Annotated in this window: 20 protein-coding genes; 3 read left to right on the forward strand and 17 right to left on the reverse strand. The window is 71.2% G+C overall.

Annotation, left to right across the window (positions count from 1 at the left end; genetic code table 11):
* The first annotated feature begins 60 nt into the window (after positions 1-60).
* Positions 61-624, forward strand: coding sequence for an HAD domain-containing protein (locus ALI22I_RS30240; protein ID WP_077009321.1), 564 nt, complete (start codon positions 61-63; stop codon positions 622-624).
* A gap of 102 nt (positions 625-726) precedes the next feature.
* Here the strand turns inward: ALI22I_RS30240 and ALI22I_RS30245 are convergent, their stop codons facing one another.
* The 17 genes from ALI22I_RS30245 to ALI22I_RS30325 all read right to left on the reverse strand — a co-directional run bounded on the left by ALI22I_RS30245 (position 727) and on the right by ALI22I_RS30325 (position 21,707).
* On the reverse strand, positions 727-1,488 hold the full coding sequence (locus tag ALI22I_RS30245) for an SGNH/GDSL hydrolase family protein (RefSeq protein WP_077008930.1): 762 nt from the start codon (positions 1,486-1,488) through the stop codon (positions 727-729).
* Between the two features lie 271 nt (positions 1,489-1,759).
* Entirely contained in the window at positions 1,760-2,092 is a 333-nt protein-coding gene (locus ALI22I_RS30250; RefSeq protein WP_077008931.1) for an STAS domain-containing protein, read from the reverse strand.
* The gene (locus tag ALI22I_RS30255) at positions 2,089-4,092 is read right to left on the reverse strand and encodes a glycogen debranching protein (protein ID WP_077008932.1); all 2,004 of its coding nucleotides are present in this window, start codon (positions 4,090-4,092) and stop codon (positions 2,089-2,091) included. Before ALI22I_RS30255 ends, ALI22I_RS30250 begins: the two co-directional genes overlap by 4 nt.
* Positions 4,093-4,127: 35 nt before the next feature.
* Complete coding sequence (locus ALI22I_RS30260) at positions 4,128-5,945, reverse strand: AGE family epimerase/isomerase (protein ID WP_238598648.1); 1,818 nt, start codon at positions 5,943-5,945, stop codon at positions 4,128-4,130.
* Complete coding sequence (locus ALI22I_RS30265; protein ID WP_077008933.1) at positions 5,935-6,594, reverse strand: DJ-1/PfpI family protein; 660 nt, start codon at positions 6,592-6,594, stop codon at positions 5,935-5,937. Before ALI22I_RS30265 ends, ALI22I_RS30260 begins: the two co-directional genes overlap by 11 nt.
* Before the next feature lie 10 nt (positions 6,595-6,604).
* Positions 6,605-8,203, reverse strand: a complete 1,599-nt coding sequence (locus tag ALI22I_RS30270; protein ID WP_077008934.1) for a thiamine pyrophosphate-binding protein — start codon at positions 8,201-8,203, stop codon at positions 6,605-6,607.
* Positions 8,204-8,231: 28 nt separating this feature from the next.
* Positions 8,232-9,056, reverse strand: a complete 825-nt coding sequence (locus ALI22I_RS30275; protein WP_077008935.1) for a type 1 glutamine amidotransferase domain-containing protein — start codon at positions 9,054-9,056, stop codon at positions 8,232-8,234.
* A gap of 101 nt (positions 9,057-9,157) precedes the next feature.
* Positions 9,158-10,933 (reverse strand): 1,4-alpha-glucan branching protein GlgB, encoded by a 1,776-nt coding sequence (gene glgB, locus ALI22I_RS30280; RefSeq protein WP_077008936.1) that lies wholly within the window; start codon positions 10,931-10,933, stop codon positions 9,158-9,160.
* Position 10,934: 1 nt separating this feature from the next.
* The gene (locus ALI22I_RS30285; RefSeq protein WP_077008937.1) at positions 10,935-12,188 is read right to left on the reverse strand and encodes a phosphotransferase; all 1,254 of its coding nucleotides are present in this window, start codon (positions 12,186-12,188) and stop codon (positions 10,935-10,937) included.
* On the reverse strand, positions 12,185-13,891 hold the full coding sequence (gene treS, locus ALI22I_RS30290; RefSeq protein WP_077008938.1) for a maltose alpha-D-glucosyltransferase: 1,707 nt from the start codon (positions 13,889-13,891) through the stop codon (positions 12,185-12,187). Before treS ends, ALI22I_RS30285 begins: the two co-directional genes overlap by 4 nt.
* A complete protein-coding gene (locus ALI22I_RS30295; RefSeq protein WP_077008939.1) occupies positions 13,888-15,858 on the reverse strand; it encodes an alpha-1,4-glucan--maltose-1-phosphate maltosyltransferase in 1,971 nt (656 codons plus the stop codon). The genes treS and ALI22I_RS30295 overlap by 4 nt, the downstream gene beginning before the upstream one ends.
* A 36-nt stretch (positions 15,859-15,894) precedes the next feature.
* On the reverse strand, positions 15,895-16,575 hold the full coding sequence (locus tag ALI22I_RS30300; protein ID WP_077008940.1) for an EthD domain-containing protein: 681 nt from the start codon (positions 16,573-16,575) through the stop codon (positions 15,895-15,897).
* Between the two features lie 26 nt (positions 16,576-16,601).
* Entirely contained in the window at positions 16,602-16,910 is a 309-nt protein-coding gene (locus ALI22I_RS30305) for a muconolactone Delta-isomerase family protein (protein WP_077008801.1), read from the reverse strand.
* A gap of 54 nt (positions 16,911-16,964) precedes the next feature.
* A complete protein-coding gene (locus tag ALI22I_RS30310; RefSeq protein ID WP_238598649.1) occupies positions 16,965-18,410 on the reverse strand; it encodes an ankyrin repeat domain-containing protein in 1,446 nt (481 codons plus the stop codon).
* A gap of 212 nt (positions 18,411-18,622) precedes the next feature.
* Positions 18,623-19,702, reverse strand: a complete 1,080-nt coding sequence (locus ALI22I_RS30315) for an aldo/keto reductase (RefSeq protein ID WP_077008942.1) — start codon at positions 19,700-19,702, stop codon at positions 18,623-18,625.
* Between the two features lie 21 nt (positions 19,703-19,723).
* A complete protein-coding gene (locus ALI22I_RS30320) occupies positions 19,724-20,209 on the reverse strand; it encodes a VOC family protein (protein WP_077008943.1) in 486 nt (161 codons plus the stop codon).
* A gap of 25 nt (positions 20,210-20,234) precedes the next feature.
* Positions 20,235-21,707: an FAD-dependent monooxygenase gene (locus ALI22I_RS30325; RefSeq protein ID WP_077008944.1), complete on the reverse strand. Its 1,473-nt coding sequence runs from the start codon at positions 21,705-21,707 to the stop codon at positions 20,235-20,237.
* Positions 21,708-21,955: 248 nt separating this feature from the next.
* Here ALI22I_RS30325 and ALI22I_RS30330 point away from each other — a divergent pair, with 248 nt between their 5' ends.
* Both ALI22I_RS30330 and ALI22I_RS30335 read left to right on the forward strand, forming a co-directional pair.
* The gene (locus tag ALI22I_RS30330) at positions 21,956-22,393 is read left to right on the forward strand and encodes a nuclear transport factor 2 family protein (RefSeq protein WP_077008945.1); all 438 of its coding nucleotides are present in this window, start codon (positions 21,956-21,958) and stop codon (positions 22,391-22,393) included.
* A gap of 2 nt (positions 22,394-22,395) precedes the next feature.
* The gene (locus ALI22I_RS30335) at positions 22,396-22,821 is read left to right on the forward strand and encodes a nuclear transport factor 2 family protein (RefSeq protein ID WP_077008946.1); all 426 of its coding nucleotides are present in this window, start codon (positions 22,396-22,398) and stop codon (positions 22,819-22,821) included.
* Positions 22,822-22,909 lie beyond the last annotated feature (88 nt).

Genomic DNA, 22,909 nt, shown 5'->3' on the forward strand with positions numbered 1-22,909 from the left:
AACGGATGGACCGCTGTCGGGCCGGTGTCCGACGATGTGGTCGACGGAGGTGAGGGGTCGATGCGGGGACTGTTGTTGCTGGATGTGGACGGGCCGTTGAACCCGTACGCGGCGAAGCGGCATCGTCGTCCCGAGGGGTATCGCACGTTCCGGTACACGCGGCGTGGGGGTTGGTACTCGGGGCGGGACGCGCGGCGGTACAAGGGTGTGCGGGTGTGGCTCAACCCGGGGCACGGCGCCCTGCTCCGGGAGTTGGCCGAGGACACGGGGCTGGAGTTGGTGTGGGCCACGACGTGGATGCACCTGGCGAACGCGCTCGTCGCGCCGGCCATCGGGCTGCCCGAACTGCCGGTGATCGAGTTCCCGGAGACCGACTACGACCGTGACGACGGGTGGGTGGCCGACGGGAACTGGAAGTGGCGGGCCGTTGCCGCGTACGCCGCCGGACGGCCGCTGGCGTGGTTGGACGACGAGCACGACGACGGATACCGCGAGGCACGCGCGTGGTTCGACCGGGACCGGGCGGGCGTCCCGACCAACCTGTGCCACGTCGACCCGCGGCACGGCGTGCGGTCGGAGCACCTGGACGGCATCCGGGCGTGGGCCGCCACGATGCCGCGTTGACACGGGCGGCTCGTGGAGCCCGGTGAGAAGGGCTGCGGGCGATTCCTGGCGTGGGCGCTGGTGGCGGGACCGTGGCCGACGGCACTGTGGCGGCTGCCGGCGTCAGACTCGCGGCATCGCCTCGACCGGGATCCAGTCGAGGTGCTTGCCCGGTCGGTCGTCGCCGGAGGAGCGTCCGCGCAGGCGGCGGTTCAGCCAGGGCAGCACGTGCCGGCGGTAGTACCGGGCTTCGCCGAGCGCCGTGCGGGTGTCCGCAGGGTCTGGTTCGACCGCTTGTGCCGTCGTGGGGTGTCCGAGGGCGGTGAGCACGAGGGCCGCGACGCGCTGGTGGCCGGTGGCGTTGAGGTGCAAGCGGTCCGGCGACCAGTAGGCGGGGCGGCGGATCTCCTCGTCGTTGAACACGTCGACGAACACCAGGCCGTTGCGCTCGGCCAGGTCGGCGACCGCCGAGGTCAGCGCCACGCCGCGACGGTGCACGGTGCGGCCGAAGGGCAGCCGGGCCGACGGGTCGGCGCCGCTGAGGAGGGTCAGCCGCACACCGGCGTCGAGGCAGCGCCGGACCGCCTGTTCGGTCAAGGCCACCAGCTGTGCGACGTCGATACCGGGTCGCATCATGTCGTTGCCGCCGCCGTTCAGCGTGACCAGCGTGGGCGGCGGCGACAGGGACAACGCCGCGTCGAGCTGTTCGGTGACGATCGGTTCGAGGAGACGACCGCGGACGGCGAGGTTGGCGTACTGCACCGTCTCACCCAGGCCGGTGGCCAGTCCCGCCGCCACCAGGTCCGCCCAGCCCCGAGGCGACCCGTCGGGGAGCTCGTCGCCCACTCCCTCGGTGAAACTGTCGCCGATGGCCACGTAGCGCACTGCCGCTGCCTCTTCTCCTCGGTGTCGGCTTCCAGCCTAGCGATGCCTCGTGACCGATCCTGTGGTCGCTGTCCGGGTGGAGTGGATCAAGCCGTTTGCGCACCGCCCCGCCGTTGTCCGGCACGCGGCGGGTAACGGTGTGAGCGGGACGCTCGGTCTGCACGCCGAGCGGACCGACCTCGACGGGTCGGCCTCCGACCAACCGGAGATCAACGCGGAGATCGGTCGGAGCCCTCCGGTGGGCGGGACGGGGCCCGCCCACCGGAGGTCGTCAGGCCACGAGTGCCACCGTTGGAGCCGCCGGTGGCGCCAGCGTGCCGGCCAACCCGGACAGCCGGATCGTCTCCGCCACCGAGCCCCGCGCGCCGGTGATCTCGATCCTCAGGTCCGCCCCGGCGACCTGGTGCGCCATCAGCAGGCTGCGCAGGCCGGCCGTGGGCAGGGCCGTGAGGCGTTCGAGGTCGAACACCAGCCGCTGGACCGGCAGCAGCGCCACCGCGCTGATCAGCCGGTCCAGGCGGGACACCGCCTCGGGGCCCGCGTAACCCGTCAGGGTCACGGTGACCTGGTCGTCGTCCATCTCCAACTTCGTGTACAGCGTCATCCCTGCACTCCTCCTCGCGGGGCGGCGGTGAGCACCAGGACCGAGCGGGGCCCCGCGGTGATCCGGTCCTGGTCGGGCACTTCCCGGTGGACGTCGGACGTGTCGACGAACAGTCGCCACTCCCGGTCTTCCGGCAACGGGGGCAAGGTGATGTCCACCGGCTCCCAGAAGGCGTTGGCGGCGAGGAAGACCTCGTCGTCCGGCGCGGAGAACGTCACGGCCACCACCCGGCTCTCCGGCGACTCGTCCGGCGTGTGCCACTCGACGCCGTCGAACGTGTCGCGCCGCAGTGCCGGGTGCGCCTGCCGGAACGCGATCAGCGACCGGGTGAACTCCAGCAGCCCGGCGTTGCGCGCGGCCTGCTCCCAATCGACCCACGACAGCTCGTCGTCGTGGCAGTAGGCGTTGTTGTTGCCCTGCTGGGTGCGGCCGAACTCGTCGCCCGCCACCAGCATCGGCACGCCCCGGCTGAGCAGCAGCAGCGTCAACGCGTTGCGGGTCAGCCGCTCGCGCAGGGCCAGCACCTCCGGGTCCGACGTCGGGCCCTCGTGACCGCAGTTCCACGAGTGGTTGGTCCGCTCGCCGTCCCGGTTGTGCTCGCCGTTGCGCTCGTTGTGCTTCTCGTTGTACGAGAACAGGTCCGCCAGGGTGAACCCGTCGTGGGAGGTCACGAAGTTCACCGACGTCAGCGGCCCCCGGTCGCCGTAGAGATCGGGCGAACCGCTCAGGCGCCGCACGAGCTCGCCCGCCACGCCCGCGTCACCCTTGACGAAACGCCGCACGGTGTCGCGGTACCGCCCGTTCCACTCCGCCCACCGCCCGGCCGCGGGGAACGACCCGACCTGGTACAGCCCGGCCGCGTCCCACGCCTCGGCGATGAGCTTGGTGTCGCGCAGCAGCGGGTCCGCCTCGATCGCCCGCAGCAGCGGCGGATCGGTGAGCGGTGTGCCGTCGGGCCCGCGGGTGAGCGCCGCCGCGAGGTCGAATCGGAACCCGTCCACGTGGTACTCCGACACCCAGAACCGCAGGCAGTCCAGGATGAACTCGACCACCTGCGGGTGGTTGGCGTTCACCGTGTTGCCCGTGCCGCTGTAGTTGCGGTACCGCCCGTCGGGGTCCAGCAGGTAGAACACCTCGTTGTCCAAGCCGCGCAACGAGATCGTCGGCCCGTTGTCGTCGCCTTCGGCGGTGTGGTTGAACACGACGTCCAGCACCACCTCGATCCCCGCCCGGTGCAACGACTTCACCATCGACTTCAGCTCGACCGAGGCGTCCCCGGTGGACGCGTACCCGGCCTTGGGCGCGAAGAAGCCGACCGTGTTGTACCCCCAGTAGTTCCACAGCGCCTGCCTCGCCACCGGGTCGAACCGGTCGTTGGCCAGTTCGTCGAACTCGAACACCGGCAGCAGTTCGACGCAGTTGACCCCGAGGGAGCGGAGGTGGCCGATCTTCTCGGCCACCCCCGCATAGGTGCCGGGCCCGGCCACCCCGGACGACGGGTGGCGGGTGAACCCGCGCACGTGCAACTCGTACACGACGAGATCGCGCGCGGGCAGCCCCAGCGGACGGTCGCCCTCCCAGTCGAACCCGCCCGCCACGACCCGGCCGCGGTACCGGAACCCCTCGAACGGCTGCCGAGGACCGCCCCACCGCTCGCCGCCACCGCCGATGGCGCGGGTGTACGGGTCGGCCACGACGCGCCGGGGGTCGTAGCGGTCACCCGGACCGCTCGGACCCCACACCCGGTAGCCGTACTCCAGGTCGTCCGGCTCCAGGCCCCGCACCGTCATCGCGTGCACGCCGCCGATCCGGCACTCCGGTGGGAACGGCACCTCGGCGAACGGCTCCGCCGCGCCGGTCCGGTACAGCACCAGCGACACCGCCGTCGCACCGGAGGACCGGACCGCGAACGAGATCCCGCCCGGCACCACCCGTGCGCCCAGCGGCTGCGGCGGCGCGGGCGCCACGGTCAGCCCGGCCGCCGTCAGCTCTGCCTTCATCCTCTTCTCCCCCCGTGGTAGGTCCCGTGGCGGTGTCAGGACGCGACGAGCCGCGCCCGCACCTTCACCGACGACGTGGCATCCGGCAGTCGGACGGTCAGGCCCTCCGGGTCGAAGCCGTCCCACGGCCTGCCGTCGATTTCCACCGACTGCAGCCGCACCGAGCCGGGCGGCAGGGCGTCCGGCGCCACCCGCAGCACCCGGTCGGCGAACCCGTCCGGCCGGGGCCGGAACCACAGGTCCAGCGCCTGGCCGCGGACGAGCAACCGGTCGTAGACCTCCGCCAGGTAGCACAGCTCGGCGGAGTGGTACATCGACATGGAGTGGCTGCCCTTGAGCCGTTCCGTGCCCAGCAGGTACGGCGTCCCGTCGGCGAGGACCATGAAGTACACGCCGCCCTCGTCGTGGTCCAGGAAGAACGCGTTGTAGAAAGCCGCGGACTCCCGCGCGTGCCGCAGGAACTCCGCCTCGCCGGTGTTCCCGGCGAGCACCAGGTAGGCCAGGATGCCCTGCTCCTGCTGCCACCACGCCTTGCGGTCGTGCCAGGTCAGCCGGTGGCCTGGCACACCGGCGCGCGGCATCCGCTCCATCACGTCGTACCAGCCGCCGCGCTGGGTGTCCCCGGCGACGGCGGGCATGGTCTCGGCGATGGTCCGGGCCAGTTTGGTGTAGGTGTCCTTGGGCCGGATCGCGTTCATCCGCATCAGGTTCCAGGCGATCTTGAGGTTGTGCCCCACCACCGCGCGGTCCTGCTGCCAGGCCCACTCGCGGTCCGGCGTCCAGTCCGCGTGGAACCGCTCCTGCACGAACGGGCTCGCCGGGTCCGGGAAGTGCTCCACGATCAGGTCGAAGCACTCCTGGAGCATCTCGGCGTCCTGCCGCCGCCCGGTGGCCAGGAACAGGTTGATCAGGAACGCCGGGGCGTGGTCGCCGATCGAGTTCCAGTTCTTCCGGGACCTGTTGGCGCCCAACGACTCGTGGTCCGGCGACAGGTGCACGGGGTCGATGTGCGAGTAGTACCCGCCGCGCGCCTCGTCGCGGAAGAACCGGTGGAACAGCCGCACGGTGGCGTCGACGTCGTCCAGGATCTCCGGGTCGCCGGTGATCCGGTACGTCTGCGTGGGCCCGGCCAGGGCGTAGATCTGCTCGTACGCCGGGATGGACCGGAAGTCGTCGCCGAACTCGGAGGAGAACAGCTTCGTCTCCACGCCGTCGGCGACGTCGATGCCGTGGTACCAGTAGACGACGTCGTTCTCCGGGTCGGCGAACCGCAGGTGGTCGCGCAGGTACTTGGTGCCGCGCTCGGCGATGTCGAGGAAATCGTCCTCGCCGGTGAGCAGGAACGCCGACGCCATCCCGTACACCAGGCGCGATATGGTGTCGGTCTCCTGCACGTGCCGTCCGCTCTTGTCGCCGCCCAGCCGCAGGATCGTGCGGTAGTCGGCGAAGTCCGCCTCGCCCGTCCCGAACTGCGCGGTCCGGTAGAACGCGGCCAGCTCCCGCAGTTGGCGGGTCCACCAGCCGGGGCGGGCGAACGCGTACTCCCCCGCCTCGCGGTCCAGGAACACGATCCGGGTGGCGTCGAAGACGTGCCCCTCGCCGGTCGGCGAGTAGATGCCGTGCACCAGCACGTGCCGTCCGGGCGTCAGCAGTTCCAGTCGGCGTGAGGTGAGGTCGGTGTGCGGCTCGCCGAGGTTGCGCAGCAGCTCGGCGGACGCCCGGTCCACGCCCACCCGCACCGGGCGCCCGTCGCTGGTCCGCAGGTCCACCAGCTCCCGGTCCGGGTGCACCGCGGTGACGTAGCCCGCGACCAGGTCCGAGATCCGCACGTGTGCCAAGGGGTCAGCGGCCACCGGGCACCCCCGTGGTCCGCACCGAGGACCGCCACCAGCGCGCCGTGCGGTCCGCCGTGCGGGCGGCCAGCAGGTCGATCACGGTGCGCGCGAACAGGTGGCAGTGGTCGGCGCTGCGGGCGGTCACCAGGTCGCCGCTGACCACCACGTCCTGGTCCACGTACTGCGCACCCATGTTGCGGGCGTCGGCGACCAGGTTGTTGTGGCACGTCACCGGACGGCCGCGGACCACGTCGGCGATCGGCGCGACCAGCCACAGGCCGTGGCAGATGATGCCCTTGAGCACCGTCGGCTCGGCGAACGCCCGGCGCAGCAGGTCCACGGCGGGCGCGGTGCCGTCCGGCGTCTCGGCGTAGCGCAGCCGGTCCGACACCATGCCCGAGGGGACGATCAGCGCGTCGTAGCCGCGCAGCCGCTCGTCGTCCACCTGCTCCAGGTCGCCGTCCACGGTGAGCGGCAGCCGGTGCTCGTGCCCGATGAAGGTGATGCTGTCCTGGCCCCACAACCGGGTGAGGAGGTGGACTTGCGCGCCTTCCTCGGCGAACCGGAGCCGGTAGTAGTCGATCTCCGGCTCCACGTAGTCGGTTTCCATCAGGATGGCGACGGTGCGCCCGGTCAGCGCACCGCCTTCCCGCAGGATCGTCGTCATCGCGATCGCCTTACGCCGTCAGCAGGTCGATCAGGAACGGGCCGTCGTGGTCGAGCATCTTGCGCACCGCGGGCTCCACCTGGGAAACCTCCTCGACGCGCAGCGCCTCCACGCCCAGGCCCTTGGCCAGGTCCACGAACGAGATGTCCGGGCGGCGCAGGTCGAAGCCGTCCGGGTGGCGGTGCGACGGCACGCCGCTGTCCTGCCAGTACTGCTCGATGTTGAGGTCCAGCAGCTGGTAGCGGTAGTTGTTGCAGATCACGAACTTCGCGGCGACGCCGTAGCGCGCGGCGGTCCACAGCGCCTGGATGGTGTACATGCTGCCGCCGTCGCCGGTCACGCCGACCACGGTCGCCTCCGGGCGCGCGATCTTCGCGCCGATGGCGCCGGGGATGCCGATGCCGAGCGAGCCGCCCCGGGTGAGGAAGTAGTTGCCCGGCACGTGCTGCGGCAGGTGGCTGAGCAGGCCCGGGGAGGCGGTCAGCGCCTCGTCGAACAGCACCAGGTCGTCCGTGTGCGCGGCCAAGGCCGCGCTGAGGTGCTCGATGAGCGGGCTGGCTGCGGTGAGCGCCGGCGGCGTCCACAGCGGGCTCGGCGCGGGGTCCACCGGCGCGCCGAGCCGGTCGGCCAGCGCGGCGAGGGTGGCCTTCGGGTCGGCCACCAGCGCCACGTCCACCGGGAAGTTCTTCGCGATCTCGTAGTCGTCCAGGTCGATGTGCACGATCCGGGCCTGTTCGGCGAACGGGTCCGCCAGCTCGGGGAACACCTCGGGGAAGGTGTACGTGCCGACGATCAGCACCGCGTCGGCGTCGGCCACGACCCGCCGGCTCACCGAGCCGAACATGTGGCCGAGCTGCCCGCGGTAGAGCGGGTGCCGGTTGTCCATGTTCAGCTCGGAGTTGTCCAGGCCCCACACCGGGGCCCGCAACGCCTCGGCGACGCGGACCAGCTCGCGCTGGGCCCCGGACACCGAGATCCCGTCGCCCATCAGGATGATCGGGTTGCGGGCGCCGTCGAGCGCGGCCACCGCGCGGTCCAGCTCGTCCGGGACGGGCCGGACCGCGCGGCTGGGGATGGTGCTGCGCGTGGCGTACTCGGTGTTGACCGCGTCGAGCACGTCCATCGGCAGGGCCACGAAGACCGGCCCGCGCGGCTCCGTCATCGCCGTCTTCACCGCACGGCGCATGACGCGCAGCAGCGAGTCGGGATGGGTGACGCGCGTGGCGTACTTCGTGACCGGCCGGGCCATCGCCACCAGGTCGGTCGCCATCTGCGAGTCCATGGCGTCGTACTTGACGCCCGCCTCGCCGGCGATGACGACCAGCGGCGAGTGGCCGCGCATCGCCTGGTACAGCATGCCGATCCCGTTGCCGAGACCGACTCCCGTGTGCAGCTGCACGAGGGCGGGTCCGGCCGTGGCACGGGCGTAGCCGTCCGCGATGCCGATGGCGACGGTCTCCTGCAACGCCAGCACGTACTGGAACGCCGGGTGGTGTTCGAGGGCGTCGAGCAGCCCTTGTTCCACCGTGCCCGGATTGCCGAACACCGTCGTCAACCCATCGGCCTGCCATTGTTCGAGAAGGGCGTTCTTGCCCCACCGTTCGGTCATTGACCTGCCCTCCACGGGAATTTCGTGCTTACCAGCCGAAGCGACGGAGACCGGATTCCAGGACCTCGACCAGCTTTTCACCGGCGAGGAACGAATCCGGGGTCGAACGGGCGGTGATGAACGGGTAGTCCACGATCACCGACGTCTCCTTTCCGACGTTGCCGTGGAACTGGCCGTCGGGACCGGTGGCGTCGCGCAGGATGTACTCCAGCGGGTACGGCGGCGGGCCCATGTTGAACTCGACGCCGACGAAGCCGGTGCCGTCCTTGTAGTCGTACTCCTTGCAGTGCCCGGTGACGTGCTTGCCCCAGATGATCGACTTGCGGTCGTCCCACTCGCGGGCGAACGCCAGGGCCGCGACGCCGTAGCACTCGCCGACGACCGGCTTGTCCGCGCGGATGAACGCCAGGATCAGCTCGTGCAGCCGACCGTTGTTGGCCAGGTCCACGATGGGGCCGGAGCCGCCGACGATGACCAGCCCGTCGTACTCGGCGATGTCGTCGGCCAGCGTCGCGATCTCCCGGTAGTACGCCTCCATGGCGCGCAACGGGTTGGGCGTGCTGTCGTAGGGCCGCTCGGGAATCCAGTCGGCCAGGCTGACCGGGTTGTCCAGCCGCGGCGACTCGTCCAGCTCCTTGGCCGCGACCGCGACCTCGGGCGTGGTCACCGACCGGCCCAGCGGCGGGTCGACGTAGCCGGGGTCCAGGCTCGGCGGGAGGGCGACGGGGCGCTTGCCGTTCGGGGTGGCGAACACGGCGGTGTAACCCTGCCGGTCGCACGCCACGAGCGGTCCGAGCAATTCCTCCCCCCAGTAGCCGAATTCGGAAAGGACGAACAGGATTTTCTTGCTCACGATTTCTCCCGGGCTTGGTGGCGATTACCGCCAGAACCAACAGTTCAATCATCGCCGGCCGCGCGTTCCGCGACAAGGAATCGCGGCCGTTGTGGTGCCAGTCAGCGAGGTGGGGCATTTTCCGTGCAATCGGACCGGAAAAGCCACGTCACGGTGGACGCGGACAGGGTGAGCGGGCCGCCGTCGTGCGTGCCGGTGTGGTCGTCCTCCGTGGCCAGCAGCACGGTCCACGGACCGTCGCCGGTGTCCAGCGACTGCGGGACGCCGGAGAAGTTGGCCGCGCACAACAGGGTTCCGCCGGGTCCCGTCCGGAGGAACGCGACGAGGTTGCGTTCGGGATCGCTGGTGTGCCAGGCGAACGCGTCGGGGTCGTGGTCGGTGGCGTGCAACGCCGGCGTGCGCCGGTAGACCTCGTTGAGGCGGCGCACCAGGTCCCGCACGCCTTGGTGCAGCGGGTCCTCGGCCAGGTCCCACGGCAGGGACGCATCGCAGTCCCACTCGGACACCTGGCCGAACTCACCGCCCATGAACAGCAGTTGTTTGCCCGGATGCGCCCACATGTAGGCGAGCAGCGCACGCAGCCCAGCGGCCCGTTGCTTGTCGTCGCCGGGCATCCGTTGCCACAGCGAGCCCTTGCCGTGCACCACTTCGTCGTGCGACAGCGGCAGGACGTACCGCTCCTGCCACGCGTAGTCGATCGGGAACGTCAGCTCGCCGTGGTGGGCGGCGCGGTGCACGGGGTCGTGGCGCAGGTAGCCGAGCACGTCGTGCATCCACCCGAGGTTCCACTTGAAGTCGAAGCCCAGGCCGTCCGGCGCCGTGACGCCCGGCCAGGCCGTGGACTCCTCGGCGATCACCAGGGCGCCGGGGACTGTTCGGTGCACGGTGTCGGTGAGCTGTTCCAGCAGCGCCACGGCTTCCAGGTTCTCGTTGCCGCCGTGGGCGTTGGGCGTCCACTCCCCCGGTCCGCGCGAGTAGTCCAGGTACAGCATCGACGACACCGCGTCCACCCGCAGGCCGTCCAGGTGGAACTCGGTCAGCCAGTACAGCGCCGAGGCGATGAGGAAACCCCGCACCTCCGGCCGGCCGAAGTCGAAGATGTACGTGCCCCAGTCCGGGTGTTCGCCGCGCCGCGGGTCGGGGTGCTCGTACAACGCGGTGCCGTCGAACCGGCCCAGCGCCCAGTCGTCGCGCGGGAAGTGCGCGGGCACGAAGTCCAGCAGCACGCCGATCCCGGCCCCGTGCAGGTGGTCCACCAGGTAGCGGAAGTCGTCCGGGTCGCCGAACCGGGCCGTCGGCGCGAAGTACGAGCTCACCTGGTAGCCCCAGGAGCCGCCGAACGGGTGCTCGGCCACGGGCATCAGCTGCACGTGCGTGAACCCGAGGTCCTGGACGTACCGGGCCAGCCGGTGCGCCGCCTCCCGGTAGCCGGCGCCGGGCCACCACGAGCCGAGGTGCACCTCGTAGACGCTGATCGGCTCTCGCGCCCAGTCGCGCCGGCGGCGGGCCAGGTACTCCGCGTCCGTCCAGCGGTGCCGCGACCGGAACACCACGGAGGCGTTGGCGGGCGGGCACTGCGTGGCCTGCGCCATCGGGTCGGCCTTCTCCCGCCAGCGGCCGTCCGCGCCCAGCACCTCGTAGCGGTACCGCGTGCCGGGCCGTGCTCCGGGGACGAACAGCTCCCACACGCCCCCCTCACGCCGGCGCATCGCCCGGCCGGCCCAGTCGTCGAAGTCGCCGCGCACCAGGACCTGCCGGGCCGCCGGCGCGAGCACCGCGAACGACACGCCCTCCGATGTCGCGTGCGCGCCCAGCACGTCCCACAGCCTGGGGTGCCCGCCTTCGGCGACGAGCCGGAAATCGTGATCCGTCGGCATGTCATCCCGCCTTCCCCGACGCGGACGCGAACCCCTCGATCGCGCGCAGCGGGACGCCCACCCAGTCCGGGCGGTTGCGGGTCTCGTAGCCGAGCTCGTAGATCGCCTTGTCCAGCTGACAGGCCAGCAGCAGCGCGGAATCCGGCACGCGGCCCGCGCGGTTGGCGTAGCCCGCCAGGAACTCCCGTTCCGCCGCACGGACCCAACTGCGGTCGGGTGTGCGGCTGGCCGCGTAGTCGAGCGACCGCAGGACACCCGCCACGTCACGCACGGGCGAGTCCCAGGCCGCGCGTTGCGGGATGGGCGTCCCGGGCTCGCCCTCGAAGTCGATGAGCAGCCACCGGCGGTCGGTGGCCAGCACCTGGCCCAGGTGCAGGTCGCCGTGCACCCGCTGACGCGGGGACCCCGGCACGGCCGCACGTCCGGCCTCCGTCAACAGCCGCGCCAGGCGGTCGGCGTGCGGGGCCAGCGCGGGCACCTCGGCGGCGGTGCGTGCCAGGCGGTCGTGCATCCCCGCCACCAGTGCGGCGAGATCGGTCCGGCTCAACGGCGTGCTGCCGAACGCGTCGGCGAGCGCGGCGTGCGTGGTCGCGACCGCCTCGCCCAACGCGCGCAGCCGTCCGGCGAACCCCGGTGTCACGGCCAGGTCCCAGCCCGACACCGCGCCGGCCGCGAAACCCTGCACCACCGCCAGCGTCGCCCCGCGGTGCTCCACCACACCGGCGAGGGGCGCGAGCGTCGGGAGCGGCCCGAGCGCCCGCTGCACCTCCACCTCCGGGTTCACGCCGGGGAACAGCCTGCGGAAGAACTTGAGGATGTACCGGTCGCCGAACACCACCGACGTGTTCGACTGCTCGGCCGTGAGCCGGCTCGCCGGTCCCGCTCGACCGATGGCGGTCTCCGCGGTGAACCGGACCCCGTCCCGCTCACCGCCCGCTGCGACCAAGCCCAGCAGGTGGCGCATCGACTCCGGGGAATCGGTGGCGTCGAACGCCCACGCGCCGCCGAGGTCGGCGATCGCGTCCGGCCCCGGCCGTGACCGCACCACGAGCGGCAGCTGGTAGCGCCGGGGTTCCGGCTCGCCCGCCAGGCGCACGTCCGCGATCGCGATCACCAGGCCGCGGCCGAGGTCCGCGACCTCGGTCAGCTCGACGCCGGCGATCGGCCGGTCCTTGGCCGAGAACCAGCGGCGGGCGGGCAGCCAGTCCGGCAGGGCGGTGGCCAGCCGGGTCCGGTCCCACGCCGAGAGCGTCATGCCTTCCCCTCCAGTGCCGGCCGCACCAGTGACAGCCAGTAGAAACCGTGCCCGGCCACGGTGAACGCCTGCTCCGGCGCCTCCACCGCGCCGAAGGGCGCGCCGCCGGTCAGCTCCACCATCTCGTCGCCCAGGTGGGCGGACAGGTCGAGCCAGACCGCCTGCGGATTGCGGGACAGGTTGTACAGGCACAGCACGGTGTCGTCCTCGTGCTGCCGGACGAACGCCAGCACGCCCGGGTTGGACGAGGGCAGCTCCCGGTGGTCGCCGAGCCCGAACGCCGGGTGCGCGCGCCGCACCGCCAGCATCCGCCGCGTCCAGTGCAGCAACGACGACGTGTCGCGCTGCTGGGTCTCGATGTTGAGCGCCTGGTAGCCGTAGACGGAGTCCATGATCACCGGCAGGTACAGGCGTCCGGGGTCGCAGTCGGAGAACCCCGCGTTCCGGTCGGGTGTCCACTGCATCGGCGTGCGGACGCCGTCCCGGTCGCCGAGCCAGATGTTGTCCCCCATGCCGATCTCGTCGCCGTAGTAGAGGACGGGTGACCCCGGCAGGGCCAACAGCATCGCGGTGAACAGCTCCAGTTGGTTGCGGTCGTTCTCCAGCAACGGCGCCAGACGCCTCCGGATGCCGATGTTCGCTTTCATCCGGGGGTCCTTGGCGTACTCGGTGTACATGTAGTCGCGTTCCTCGTCGGTGACCATTTCCAAGGTCAGCTCGTCGTGGTTGCGCAGGAAGATGCCCCATTGCGTGCCCGACGGGATCTTCGGCGTCTGCGCCAGGATCTCCGTGATGGGGAACCGGGATTCGCGCCGCACGGCCATGAAGAGCCTGGGCATCAGGGGGAAGTGGAACGCCATGTGGCACTCGTCCCCGCCCACGGCCGGGTCGCCGAAGTACGCCACCACGTCGGACGGCCACTGGTTCGCCTCGGCCAGCAGCACGCGGTCGTGGTACTCCTCGTCGACCACCTGGCGGCACCGCTTCAGGAACTCGTGCGTGCGCGGCAGGTTCTCGCAGTTGGTGCCCTCCTCCTCGAACAGGTAGGGCACGGCGTCGAGCCGGAACCCGTCGATACCGAGGTCCAGCCAGAACCGCAGGACGTCCAGCATCGCCTCCTGGACGGCCGGGTTCTCGTAGTTCAGGTCCGGCTGGTGGGAGAAGAACCGGTGCCAGAAGAACTGGCCGCGCACCGGGTCGTAGGTCCAGTTCGAGGTTTCCGTGTCCACGAAGATGATCCGCGCGTCGGTGTACTTCGAGTCGTCGTCGCTCCAGACGTAGAAATCGCCGAACGGGCCGTCGGGATCGCTGCGGGACGCCTGGAACCACGGGTGCGCGTCGGAGGTGTGGTTGAGCACCAGGTCGGTGATGACCCGGATGCCACGCCGGTGCGCCTCGTCCAGCAGGTGCACGAAGTCCTGCACGGTGCCGAACTCCGGGAGCACGGTGCGGAAGTCGGAGATGTCGTAGCCGCCGTCGCGCAGCGGCGAGTCGTAGAACGGCGGCAGCCACAGGCAGTCCACCCCGAGCCACTGGAGGTAGTCCAGTTTGTCGGTGAGCCCGTTGAGGTCTCCGGTCCCGTTGCCGTCGGAGTCGGCGAACGCCCGCACCAGCACCTCGTAGAACACGGCCCGCTTGAACCACTCCGGCTCGTCACGGGCCGGTCTGGCGCTGCCCGGCTCGGTCCGGCGCGCCGCGGTCACGACCGCGCCTCCGTCCGCACGGCGGCGATGTGCGCCACGGCCTGGTTTGGGTCCAGCCGCACGTAGGTGTGGCCGGACCACCGGAACGTCCGCCCGCTCACCTCGTCCAACACGGTGAACTCCGCGGGCAGGCCGAGCCCGGCCGTGTCCCACCGCACGGTCCCCTCCTGCGGGTGCCCGGGGTCGAGCGTCACGACGACCAGCACGATCTCGCCGGTGCCGGGCGCGGTCTTCGAGTAGGCGACCAGGGAATCGTTGTCGACGTCGTGGAAGCGCAGCGTCCGCATCTCGCGCAGCGGCGCGTGCGCGCGGCGGATCTCGTTGAGCCGGGCGATCCACGGCTGGAGCGTCGGCCGGCCGCCGGCCCCGTCGCCGAACTCCCGGTGCACGAGCTGGTACTTCTCCGAATCCAGGTACTCCTCGCCGCCGGGCCGCAGCGGCTGGTGCTCGTACAGCTCGTAGCCGGAGTAGACGCCCCAGGTCGGCGCGAACGTCGCGGCGAGCGCGGCCCGGATGGCGAACACCGCGGGCTCGCCCGACTGGAGGTGACCGGGCAGGATGTCCGGGGTGTTGACGAACAGGTTGGGCCGCGCCTCGTCGGCGTGGTCGACCAGCTCGCGGCCGAAGTCGACCAGCTCGGCCTTGCCGGTGCGCCAGGTGAAGTAGGTGTAGGACTGGCTGAACCCGCGCCGCGCCAGGCCGTACAGCCGGGCCGGGCTGGTGAACGCCTCGGCCAGGAACACCACGTCCGGGTGTTCCCGGCGCACGCGGTCGATCAGCCACTCCCAGAAGTCCGGCGGCTTGGTGTGCGGGTTGTCCACCCGGAAGACGCGGACCCCGTGGTCGATCCAGTGCCGCACGACGCGCAGGACTTCCTCGTAGAGCCCGGCGGGGTCGTTGTCGAAGTTGAGCGGGTAGATGTCCTCGTACCGCTTGGGCGGGTTCTCCGCCGTGGCGATCGTGCCGTCGGGCCGGTGCGTGAACCACTCGGGGTGCTCGCGCACCCACGGGTGGTCGGGCGCGCACTGGAGCGCCAGGTCGAGCGCCACCTCCAGACCGAGCTCACGGGCGCGGGCGACGAACCGGTCGAAGTCGTCGAGCGTGCCCAGGTCGGGGTGGACGGCGTCGTGCCCGCCGTGGCGGGAGCCGATCGCCCACGGCGACCCGACGTCACCGGGTCCGCCCTCCGGGCTGTTGTTGGGACCCTTGCGCTCGCGCTCGCCGATCGGGTGGATCGGCGGCAGGTACACCACGTCGAACCCGAGCCGGGCGATGCGCTCCAGTTCACCGGCGGCGGTCGCGAACGTGCCGTGCGCCGGGCGGCCGTCGGGGCCGAGCCCGCCGGTGGACCGGGGGAACAGCTCGTACCACGCGCCGAACAGCGCACGTTCGCGCTCCACGAGCACCCGGTGCGGCGCGTCGCGCGTGACGAGTTCGCGGACCGGCTCCTCGGTCATCGTGTCGTGCACCGGACCGGACAGCGCCAACGCCACCCGATCGGCGAGCAGCAGGTCCTTGCGCCGCAACCGTTCGGCGGCCTCCAGCAGCCGGTCGGCCGCGGGTCCGCCGGCGGGGTGGCGCGCGGCGGCCCGGTCGAGCAGCCGCGCGCCCTCTTCGAGGTCGGGGTCCAGGTCCGCGGTGGGCCGCCCGGCCGCCAGGTTGACCGTCACCGCGTGCCGCCACGTGGCCCAGGGGTCGCTCCACGCCTCGACGCGGAACACCCACTCCCCCTGCCGGTCCGGCACGACGACCGCCTCCCAGCGGTGGTCCGGCCCCGGCGCCATCCGCGTGCGGCGGGACACCCGGTCACCCGGCCCCGACCAGACCACCTCGGCGGCGACCGCCTGGTGGCCCTCCCGCCACACGGTCGCCCGCACCGGCACGTGCTCGGCCACGACCGCCTTCACCGGCCGCAGACCCCCCGAGACCGCCGGACGGACGTCCTCGATCGCGATCCTCTGCGTCACTGGTTCCCCTCCTCGACCCCGTACCGACCCGGACGACTACCTGGCGTCCGGTCCGATCACCCAGTGCTCCGCCACGACCATCTCGTGCAGGTAGCGGTCCTGGACGAACGAACGCAGCTCTTCCTCGGCCCACTGGAACTGCGGCGACGCCTGAGCCGCGGCGAGCGCGTCCACGTCGTCGAACCACAGCTGGTACGCGGCGTCGAGGGTGGCCTCGCCGATGCCGTACGCGCCGTCGACGGTGTGGCCCTGCACGTAACCGCGCAGGCCCGGCACCTCGGCGACGAGTTCGGCGTGCTTGCCCAGGCTCAGCTCGCGGAACGACGCCAGCGACAGGCCCTCCCGCCGCTTCACCAGGCGCACGAGCTTCACGCCCTCACCCCGCGGCGGCTCCACGACCTCGTGGGCGTTCGTGTCCAGCACGAGGGACTTCCAGAACGCGGCCCACTTCGGCTCGTCCAGGCGCGCGCCCTCCAGGAACTCCGGCGTCTGCAACGACGCGATCTGCTCCTCGGGCCGCAACCAGATCTCGGCGATGCCGCTCCACAGGGGCTCGGCGCCGTTGTCCCCGACCGGGACCCTGGTGTCGATCTTGTACTTGCGGATCTGCGGGATCTTGCTCGCGTAGCGCACGGCGTGCTCTTCGAGCCAGTACCGCTGGAACTCCGCCTCGGTCATGCCGGGCTTGGGTGAGGCGAAGATGAGCTGGTGGATCACGGTGTCCTCCTCGGGGCGGTGGTGGATCAGACCTTGTAGCGCTTGATGACGTCTTCGGCGAACCCGAGGTAGTCGCGCAGCGGCCACACCTCTTCGAACTCCAGGTACTCGCGCATCGGCAGCCGGCCCAGCGCGGTGCGGTCCAGCTCCTCGGCGTTGGGCGCGTCGATGATGCCGATGACCCGCTTCTGCGCGGCCACCTTCCACAGGCCCACGGCGAACCCGGAGTCCAGGGTCTCCTGGGCGTGCTCGGCCTCCTCCTGCTCGATCTCCCACAGCTCGTCGAGCGTGATGCGGCCCTCGTGGTTCCACTTCATCTGGACGTAGAACAACATCTCGTCTGCTCCCGGGGTGTTCAGGCGGTGATCGGGCGGTGATCAGGCGGTGTTTCAGGCGGCCTGCGCGCGCAGCCGCTGGATCACGGGGTGGTCGGCGTCGAACACGTCGACGGCGACGTCCAGCGGCGTCTTGCCGTCGTGGCCGACGAGGTCCACCCGGGCGCCGGCGTCGAGCAGGATGCGGGCGCACTCGTCGTAGCCGTGCCACAGGGCGTCGTGCAGCGGCGTGTAGCCGTTGGTGGCGCCCTGGAAGTCGAGATCGACGCCGGGCGCGGTCACCAGCAGGGCGGTGATGTCCGCGTGTCCGTTGTAGACGGCCTTGTGCAACGGGCACGCGCCGAACGTCGGCTCGGTGGCGTTGACGTCCGCGCCGGCTCGCAGCAGCTCCCGCACGATTTCCACGTGGCCGTCGCGGGTGGCGACGAGCAGCGGCGTGTGCAGGTCGTTGAACCCGTTGCGGACCGGGAAGCGGGCGTCCACGTCCGCGCCGTCGGCCAGCAGCCGGGTGACTTCCGCCGTGTCGCCCGCGGCGGTCGCGGTCATGAGCCGCTGCTCGGTGGCGCGGCGCTCGTCCTCGTTCTCCCGCTGCCGCAACAGCTTCTCGGCCGCGAGCAGCTTCTCCTTGCCGAGCGAGTTGACGTTCAGCTCGAACTCGAAGTGCTCCTTCATGGAGAAGCCGTAGTGGGTGGACAGGTTCACGCCCGCGCCCTGGTCGAGCAGGTAGCCGACGACCTCGGGCCACTTGTACCAGAGGGCGTCCATGAGCGGGGTGTGTCCGGTGGTCGGCGCGACCGCGTCCACGAACGCGCCCGCCTCGACCAGGGTGCGCACGGTGGCCAGGTCACCGCCCTGGACGGCCTTGTGCAGCGCCGTGCACCCGGCGCGGGTGTCGACGCCGTGCACGTCCGCCCCGCCCGCCAGCAGAGCGGCGGCGGTGGTCGCGCGGCCGAGGCCGGCCGCCACCTGGAGCACGGTCAGGCCGCTGGCCGGGTCGCGGTGGTTGGGGTTGGCGCCGTCCCGCAGCAGGGTGCGGACCTGCTCGTCGTCCCCGGCGCGGACCGCGGCCAGCAGGCGCGGCTCGATGTCCGAGCGGAACAGCGCGATTTCCGGCGCGGAGTCGAAGAACGCGCGCCATTCGTGGATCAACTCGTCCTCGCCGACCTTGATGAGCATGGTGAACTCGAAGTCCACGGTCACGCCGGTGTCCCGGTGGGCGAGCTTCTGGTAGTTCAGCACGAACGCGCGGTCACCCTCCACCACGAGGTCCCGCTGTTCGAATTCCAGGATGTCGGTGTGCAGGGTGCGCAGCCGGAACGCCTCCACCACGTCGTCCTTGCCCCGCCACGTCCGCAGGTTGGGGATTACCGTGTTGAACTCGTTGCCGGGCAGGTCGAACACGATGTCCTCGCCCAGCGCGCGGAGCACACCGTCGAGGTCGCCGGACTGGACGTCGGCGAACAGCTTCTTCACGATCTCACGTGTGCGTGCGGTTTCCACCACAGCCGGCTCTCCTTTTGCTCTCGAAGTCCTGCCCCACCAAGAAAACCAGCGGGCGGACCGGGCGACAACGAATCGGGCGGTTGCGGCCGGCACTCCGGCCGGTGCGCCGGTTTCCGTGCAGTCAGCGGTATTTCGCATTTCCGGGAACACGCGGACGGACCCGCCGCGAGGTTTCGCGACGGGTCCGTCCGATGTGGACTTGCGAAGGTTCAGGCCCAGGGCAGCGGCGCGTACCGGGTGTCGGCCACGCCTCGCCGCACTGTCGTGCGGCGGTCCTCGATCGACGCCCACTGCACGCCGTACACGTCCCGCACGGTGACGTCCTGGCGCAGCAGGTCGTGCGGGTAGCCCAGCTCGAACTCCGCCGCGCGTTCCAGGCGGGCGACCTGGTCGTCATCGAGCACCACGTCCGCACCACCCAGGTTGTCCCGCAACTGCTCGACCTTCGTCGCGCCGAGCAACGGGATCACCACGCCCGGCCGCGTGCGCAGCCACGACAGCGCGACCTGTGCGGCCGTCCACCCGCCCTCGGCCGCGATCTTGCCGACCTCGAGCACGACGTCGTCACCGCCCGCCAGGCTGTGCTCGCGCGGCTGCACGGTCAGCCGGCCGGTGCCGCCGCTGAGGTACTTGCCGGTGAGGCGCCCCTCGGCCAGCGCGCCCCACGCGAGGACCGGGATGTCGAACTGCCGCGCCATCGGCAGCAGGTCGCGTTCGGCGGCGCGCTCCAGCAGGTTGTACCGGATCTGCAGGCCCACGAACGGGGACCAGCCGCGCAGCTCGGCCAGCGTGTTAGCCTGCGCGACCTCCCACGCGGGCCAGTTGGACGCGCCGACGTGCAGCACCTTGCCCAGCCGCACCTGGTCGTCCAGCGCGCGCATCAGCTCCGGCACCGGCATCAGCGTGTCGTGGGCGTGCACCCACAGCAGGTCGATCCGGTCGGTCTGGAGCCGCCGCAGGCTGTCCTCGATGGACCCGACCAGGTTCTTGCGGCTGTTGCCCGCGGAGTTCACGTCCGCCAGGTCGGTCTGGAGGGTGAACTTCGTGCCGATGACGAACCGGTCGCGGCGGTTGCCCTTCAGCAGCTCGCCGAGGTACTTCTCCGACGTGCCGCCGGTGTAGTGGTCGGCGGTGTCGACGAAGTTGCCGCCCGCCTCCTCGTAGAGGTCGAGGATGCGCGCGCTGGTCTCCTTCGGCGCGCCCCACCCCCAGTCCTCGCCGAACGTGACCGTGCCGAGGGCGAGTTCCGAGACCCGCAGCCCGCTCCGGCCCAGCACTGTGTACCGCATCTGATCTCCTCCTGTGTCGGGCTAGCGCTCGGTGGTGACGACGGGGCTGTACTGCTCGTAGAGCTCGATGAGCTCACCGGCCGGGCCGCGCACGAAGGCGACGCGCACCAGCATCTCCGGGTCGCCGTCGAGCGTCACGGTGGTGGGCTCGCCGGACCAGTCGCCGATGCCGAACGGCGCGCCGCCCGCCGCCAGGCAGCGCTCGTACGATTCGTCCACACTGGACACGGTCAGGCCGATGTGGTGGATCGGACCGGCGGAGGAGTCCTGGCCCGGCTCGCCGCCGGGGAACAGCTCCAGGTAGGTCTGGCCCTCCAGCTCGATGTAGACGCCGCGGCCCTGGTACACGGTCTGGCCGGTCGCGGTGTAGGTCTTCGTCCACTCGTAGGTGCGGGAGAAACCCAGTCCTTCGCGGTAGAAGCGGATCGACTCGTCCACGTCCGGGCAGAAGATCGCGACGTGCATCAGGGTCGCGGCGCCGGGTGGGCGGATGGACACGGGGCTCATGCGGTGCCTCCTCGGGCGGGTGTGGTCAACGGTTCAGCCAGGCGGCGAGCCGCTCGGGCAGGTCGGCGGCCTCGGCCGGCGGCGCGGTCAGGGCGACGTGGCCGTCCGGGCGGACCAGCACGGCGTGCGGCAGGTCGGCGTCCACGGCGACGGCGATCGGGACCCGACCGCGTTGCGCGCTCTCCTTCACGGCCGCGGTCTCCGCCTCGGACGGCAGCACGATCGACCAGCCGAGGCCCTCGGCCATGCCGGGGCGGGGCGGCATCCGGTCGCCGATCGCGGGCGAGGGACCGCCGTCGCCGCCGCCGTAGGTGATGGCCAGCTGCGCGAGCCGGCGGGCCAGCCAGCCGGAGAACTCGGGCAGCTCGCCGAGCACGCCGAGCATCCGGTTGCGCAGGTGGATGCTGTCCGGGTTGCTCATCGTGGACACGTCGTGCAGCTGCGCGGTGAACGACAGCAGGCCCTGCGCCATCGGGCGGCGCTCGCCGTCGTAGCTGTCCAGCAGCGCGGGCGCGGCGGTGCCGTCCAGCACGGCGGCGAGCTTCCAGGCGAGGTTGAAGGCGTCCTGGATGCCGGTGTTCAGGCCCTGCGCGCCGACCGGGCTGTGCACGTGCGCGGCGTCGCCGACGAGGAAGAACGGCCCCTTGCCGAACGCGTCCGCGAGCCGGTGCCGCACCCGCCAGATGGACACCATCTCCAGCGAGGCCACCCTGGCGCCGGCCGCGGCCGGACCGCGCGCGTCCAGCATTTCCTGCACCGCCGCCAGGTCCGGGACCGGCGTGTCGTCCTCGACCAGGGCGACCATCCGGTACAGCGGGCCGGGCAGGTGCGAGATCGCGGCGAGGCCGGCGGGCGAGAAGAAGAAGCTGATCTCGCCCTCGGGGCCGTCCCACTCCATGACGAACTCGATGAGCGCGAAGTTGTGCGGCCGGTCGTGGCCCTCGAACGCGATGCCGGCGCGTTGCCGGACGACGCTGTGCAGGCCGTCGCAGCCGACCACGTACCGGGCGCGGATGGCCCGGATCTCGCCCGTGGCGTCGTCGGTGACCAGGGCGCTCGCGCCGGGGTACTGCTCGTTGACGTCGAGCAGCGACCAGCCGCGGTGCACGTGGCCGCCCACCTCGGCGAGTTTGGCGTCCAGGATGCGCTCGGTGGTCTCCTGCGGGATCGCCAGGACGAACGGGTAGGGCGTGTCCAGCTCGTCGAACGGGGTCTGGAGCAGCACGCGGTCGCCGTCGCGGGCGGCGAACGCACGGCCCGGGCGGCCCGCGGCCACCAGGTCGTCGGCCACGCCCACGGCGGCCAACGACTCCAGGGTCCGGGCGTGCAGGGCGGCGGCGCGGGAGTTCGGCGAAGGGCTGTGCTGCCGCTCGACGACCACGTGGTCGACGCCGAGCCGGGTCAGGGCGAGCGACAGCGCGAGGCCGGTCGGCCCCCCGCCGACGATCAGGACGTCCGTGCTGCTCGGCAAGCGGCGCTTGCCCGGATCACCGGTCATGGATTCCCCTCCGATAGCGAATTCTGTTCCGGGCCGGGGATTCGCCGGCCGGACGGTCGCAGAACCAGTCTCGGCGGCCGCACGGCGGGGCGACAAGGACGACTGAACACACCCGGCCGGAAAACCAACAACGAGCCCGACTTGACGGAGTGTCGAAGTGCGGGTCACATCGCCTTCGACGCGCGCGCCGAAGTCCGGCTAGTTTCGGGTGAACCCCTTTGCGACACCACAGCGGAAGGTTGTGCGAAATGAACGACGAGTTGTCCGGCGCGGATCGCCGGGCCCGCAACGTCGCCACGCTGGAACGGTATTTCGACCGGCTCGCCGCACTCGACATCGGGTCGTGGATCGAGTTCTGGGCACCGGACTGCGTGCAGGTGATGCCGTTCGCGGCGGGCGGGGTCCCCGGCCGGGTCGAGGGCCGTGACCAGGTGCGGGAGCTGTACCAGGGGATGGCCGACGGGTACGCGGAACTGGCGTTCGCCGATCTGGAGATCCTGCCGTTGGCGGACCCCGACAAGGTCGTGGCGACATGGCGGCCACGCGGCACGATGACCGACGGGCGCGCTTACGCGAACGAGAACGTGGCGTTGTTCGAATTCACCGAAGACGGTCGGATCGCCACGTTCACGGAATACTTCAACCCGGTCGTCGTGGCCGAGTCCTTCACTTCGGAAGGGGTGTGACAGTGTCTGCTGAAAGCAATGTCGCCACGCTGCGCCGGTACTTCGAACTGCTCGGCCGCAAGGACATCGACGGCTGGCTGGAGTTGTGGGCCGATGACGGTGTCCAGTTCGTCCCGTACGCGGGCGAAGCGCTGCCGTCGGAAATCCGCGGCAAAGCCGAACTGGGTCGGTTGTACCGGGAAATCCTCGATTCCTACGCGAACATGCGGTACACGGGCGTCGAGATCCACGCGGTGCACGACGCCGAGCGCGTGTTCGCCCGCTGGCACCCGGTGGGCGTGCTGAAGACCGGCGGGGAGTACGAGAACGACAGTGTCGGCCTGTTCGACTTCGACGACGAGGGCCGGATCGTCCGGTACACCGAGTGGTTCAACCCGCTCGGGTTCGCGGAGAGCTTCGAGGTCAGCCAAACAGAGGTCACCCGGTAGCGCCACCCGGCAGCGGAGCCGACCGGGGCGGTTCGGGCGCACACACCCGAACCGCCCCGGTCCTCTGTCACCGCGTGCCCGTTGGGGG

Origin of the sequence: Saccharothrix sp. ALI-22-I (assembly GCF_001984175.1) — a bacterium.
GTDB lineage: Bacteria > Actinomycetota > Actinomycetes > Mycobacteriales > Pseudonocardiaceae > Actinosynnema.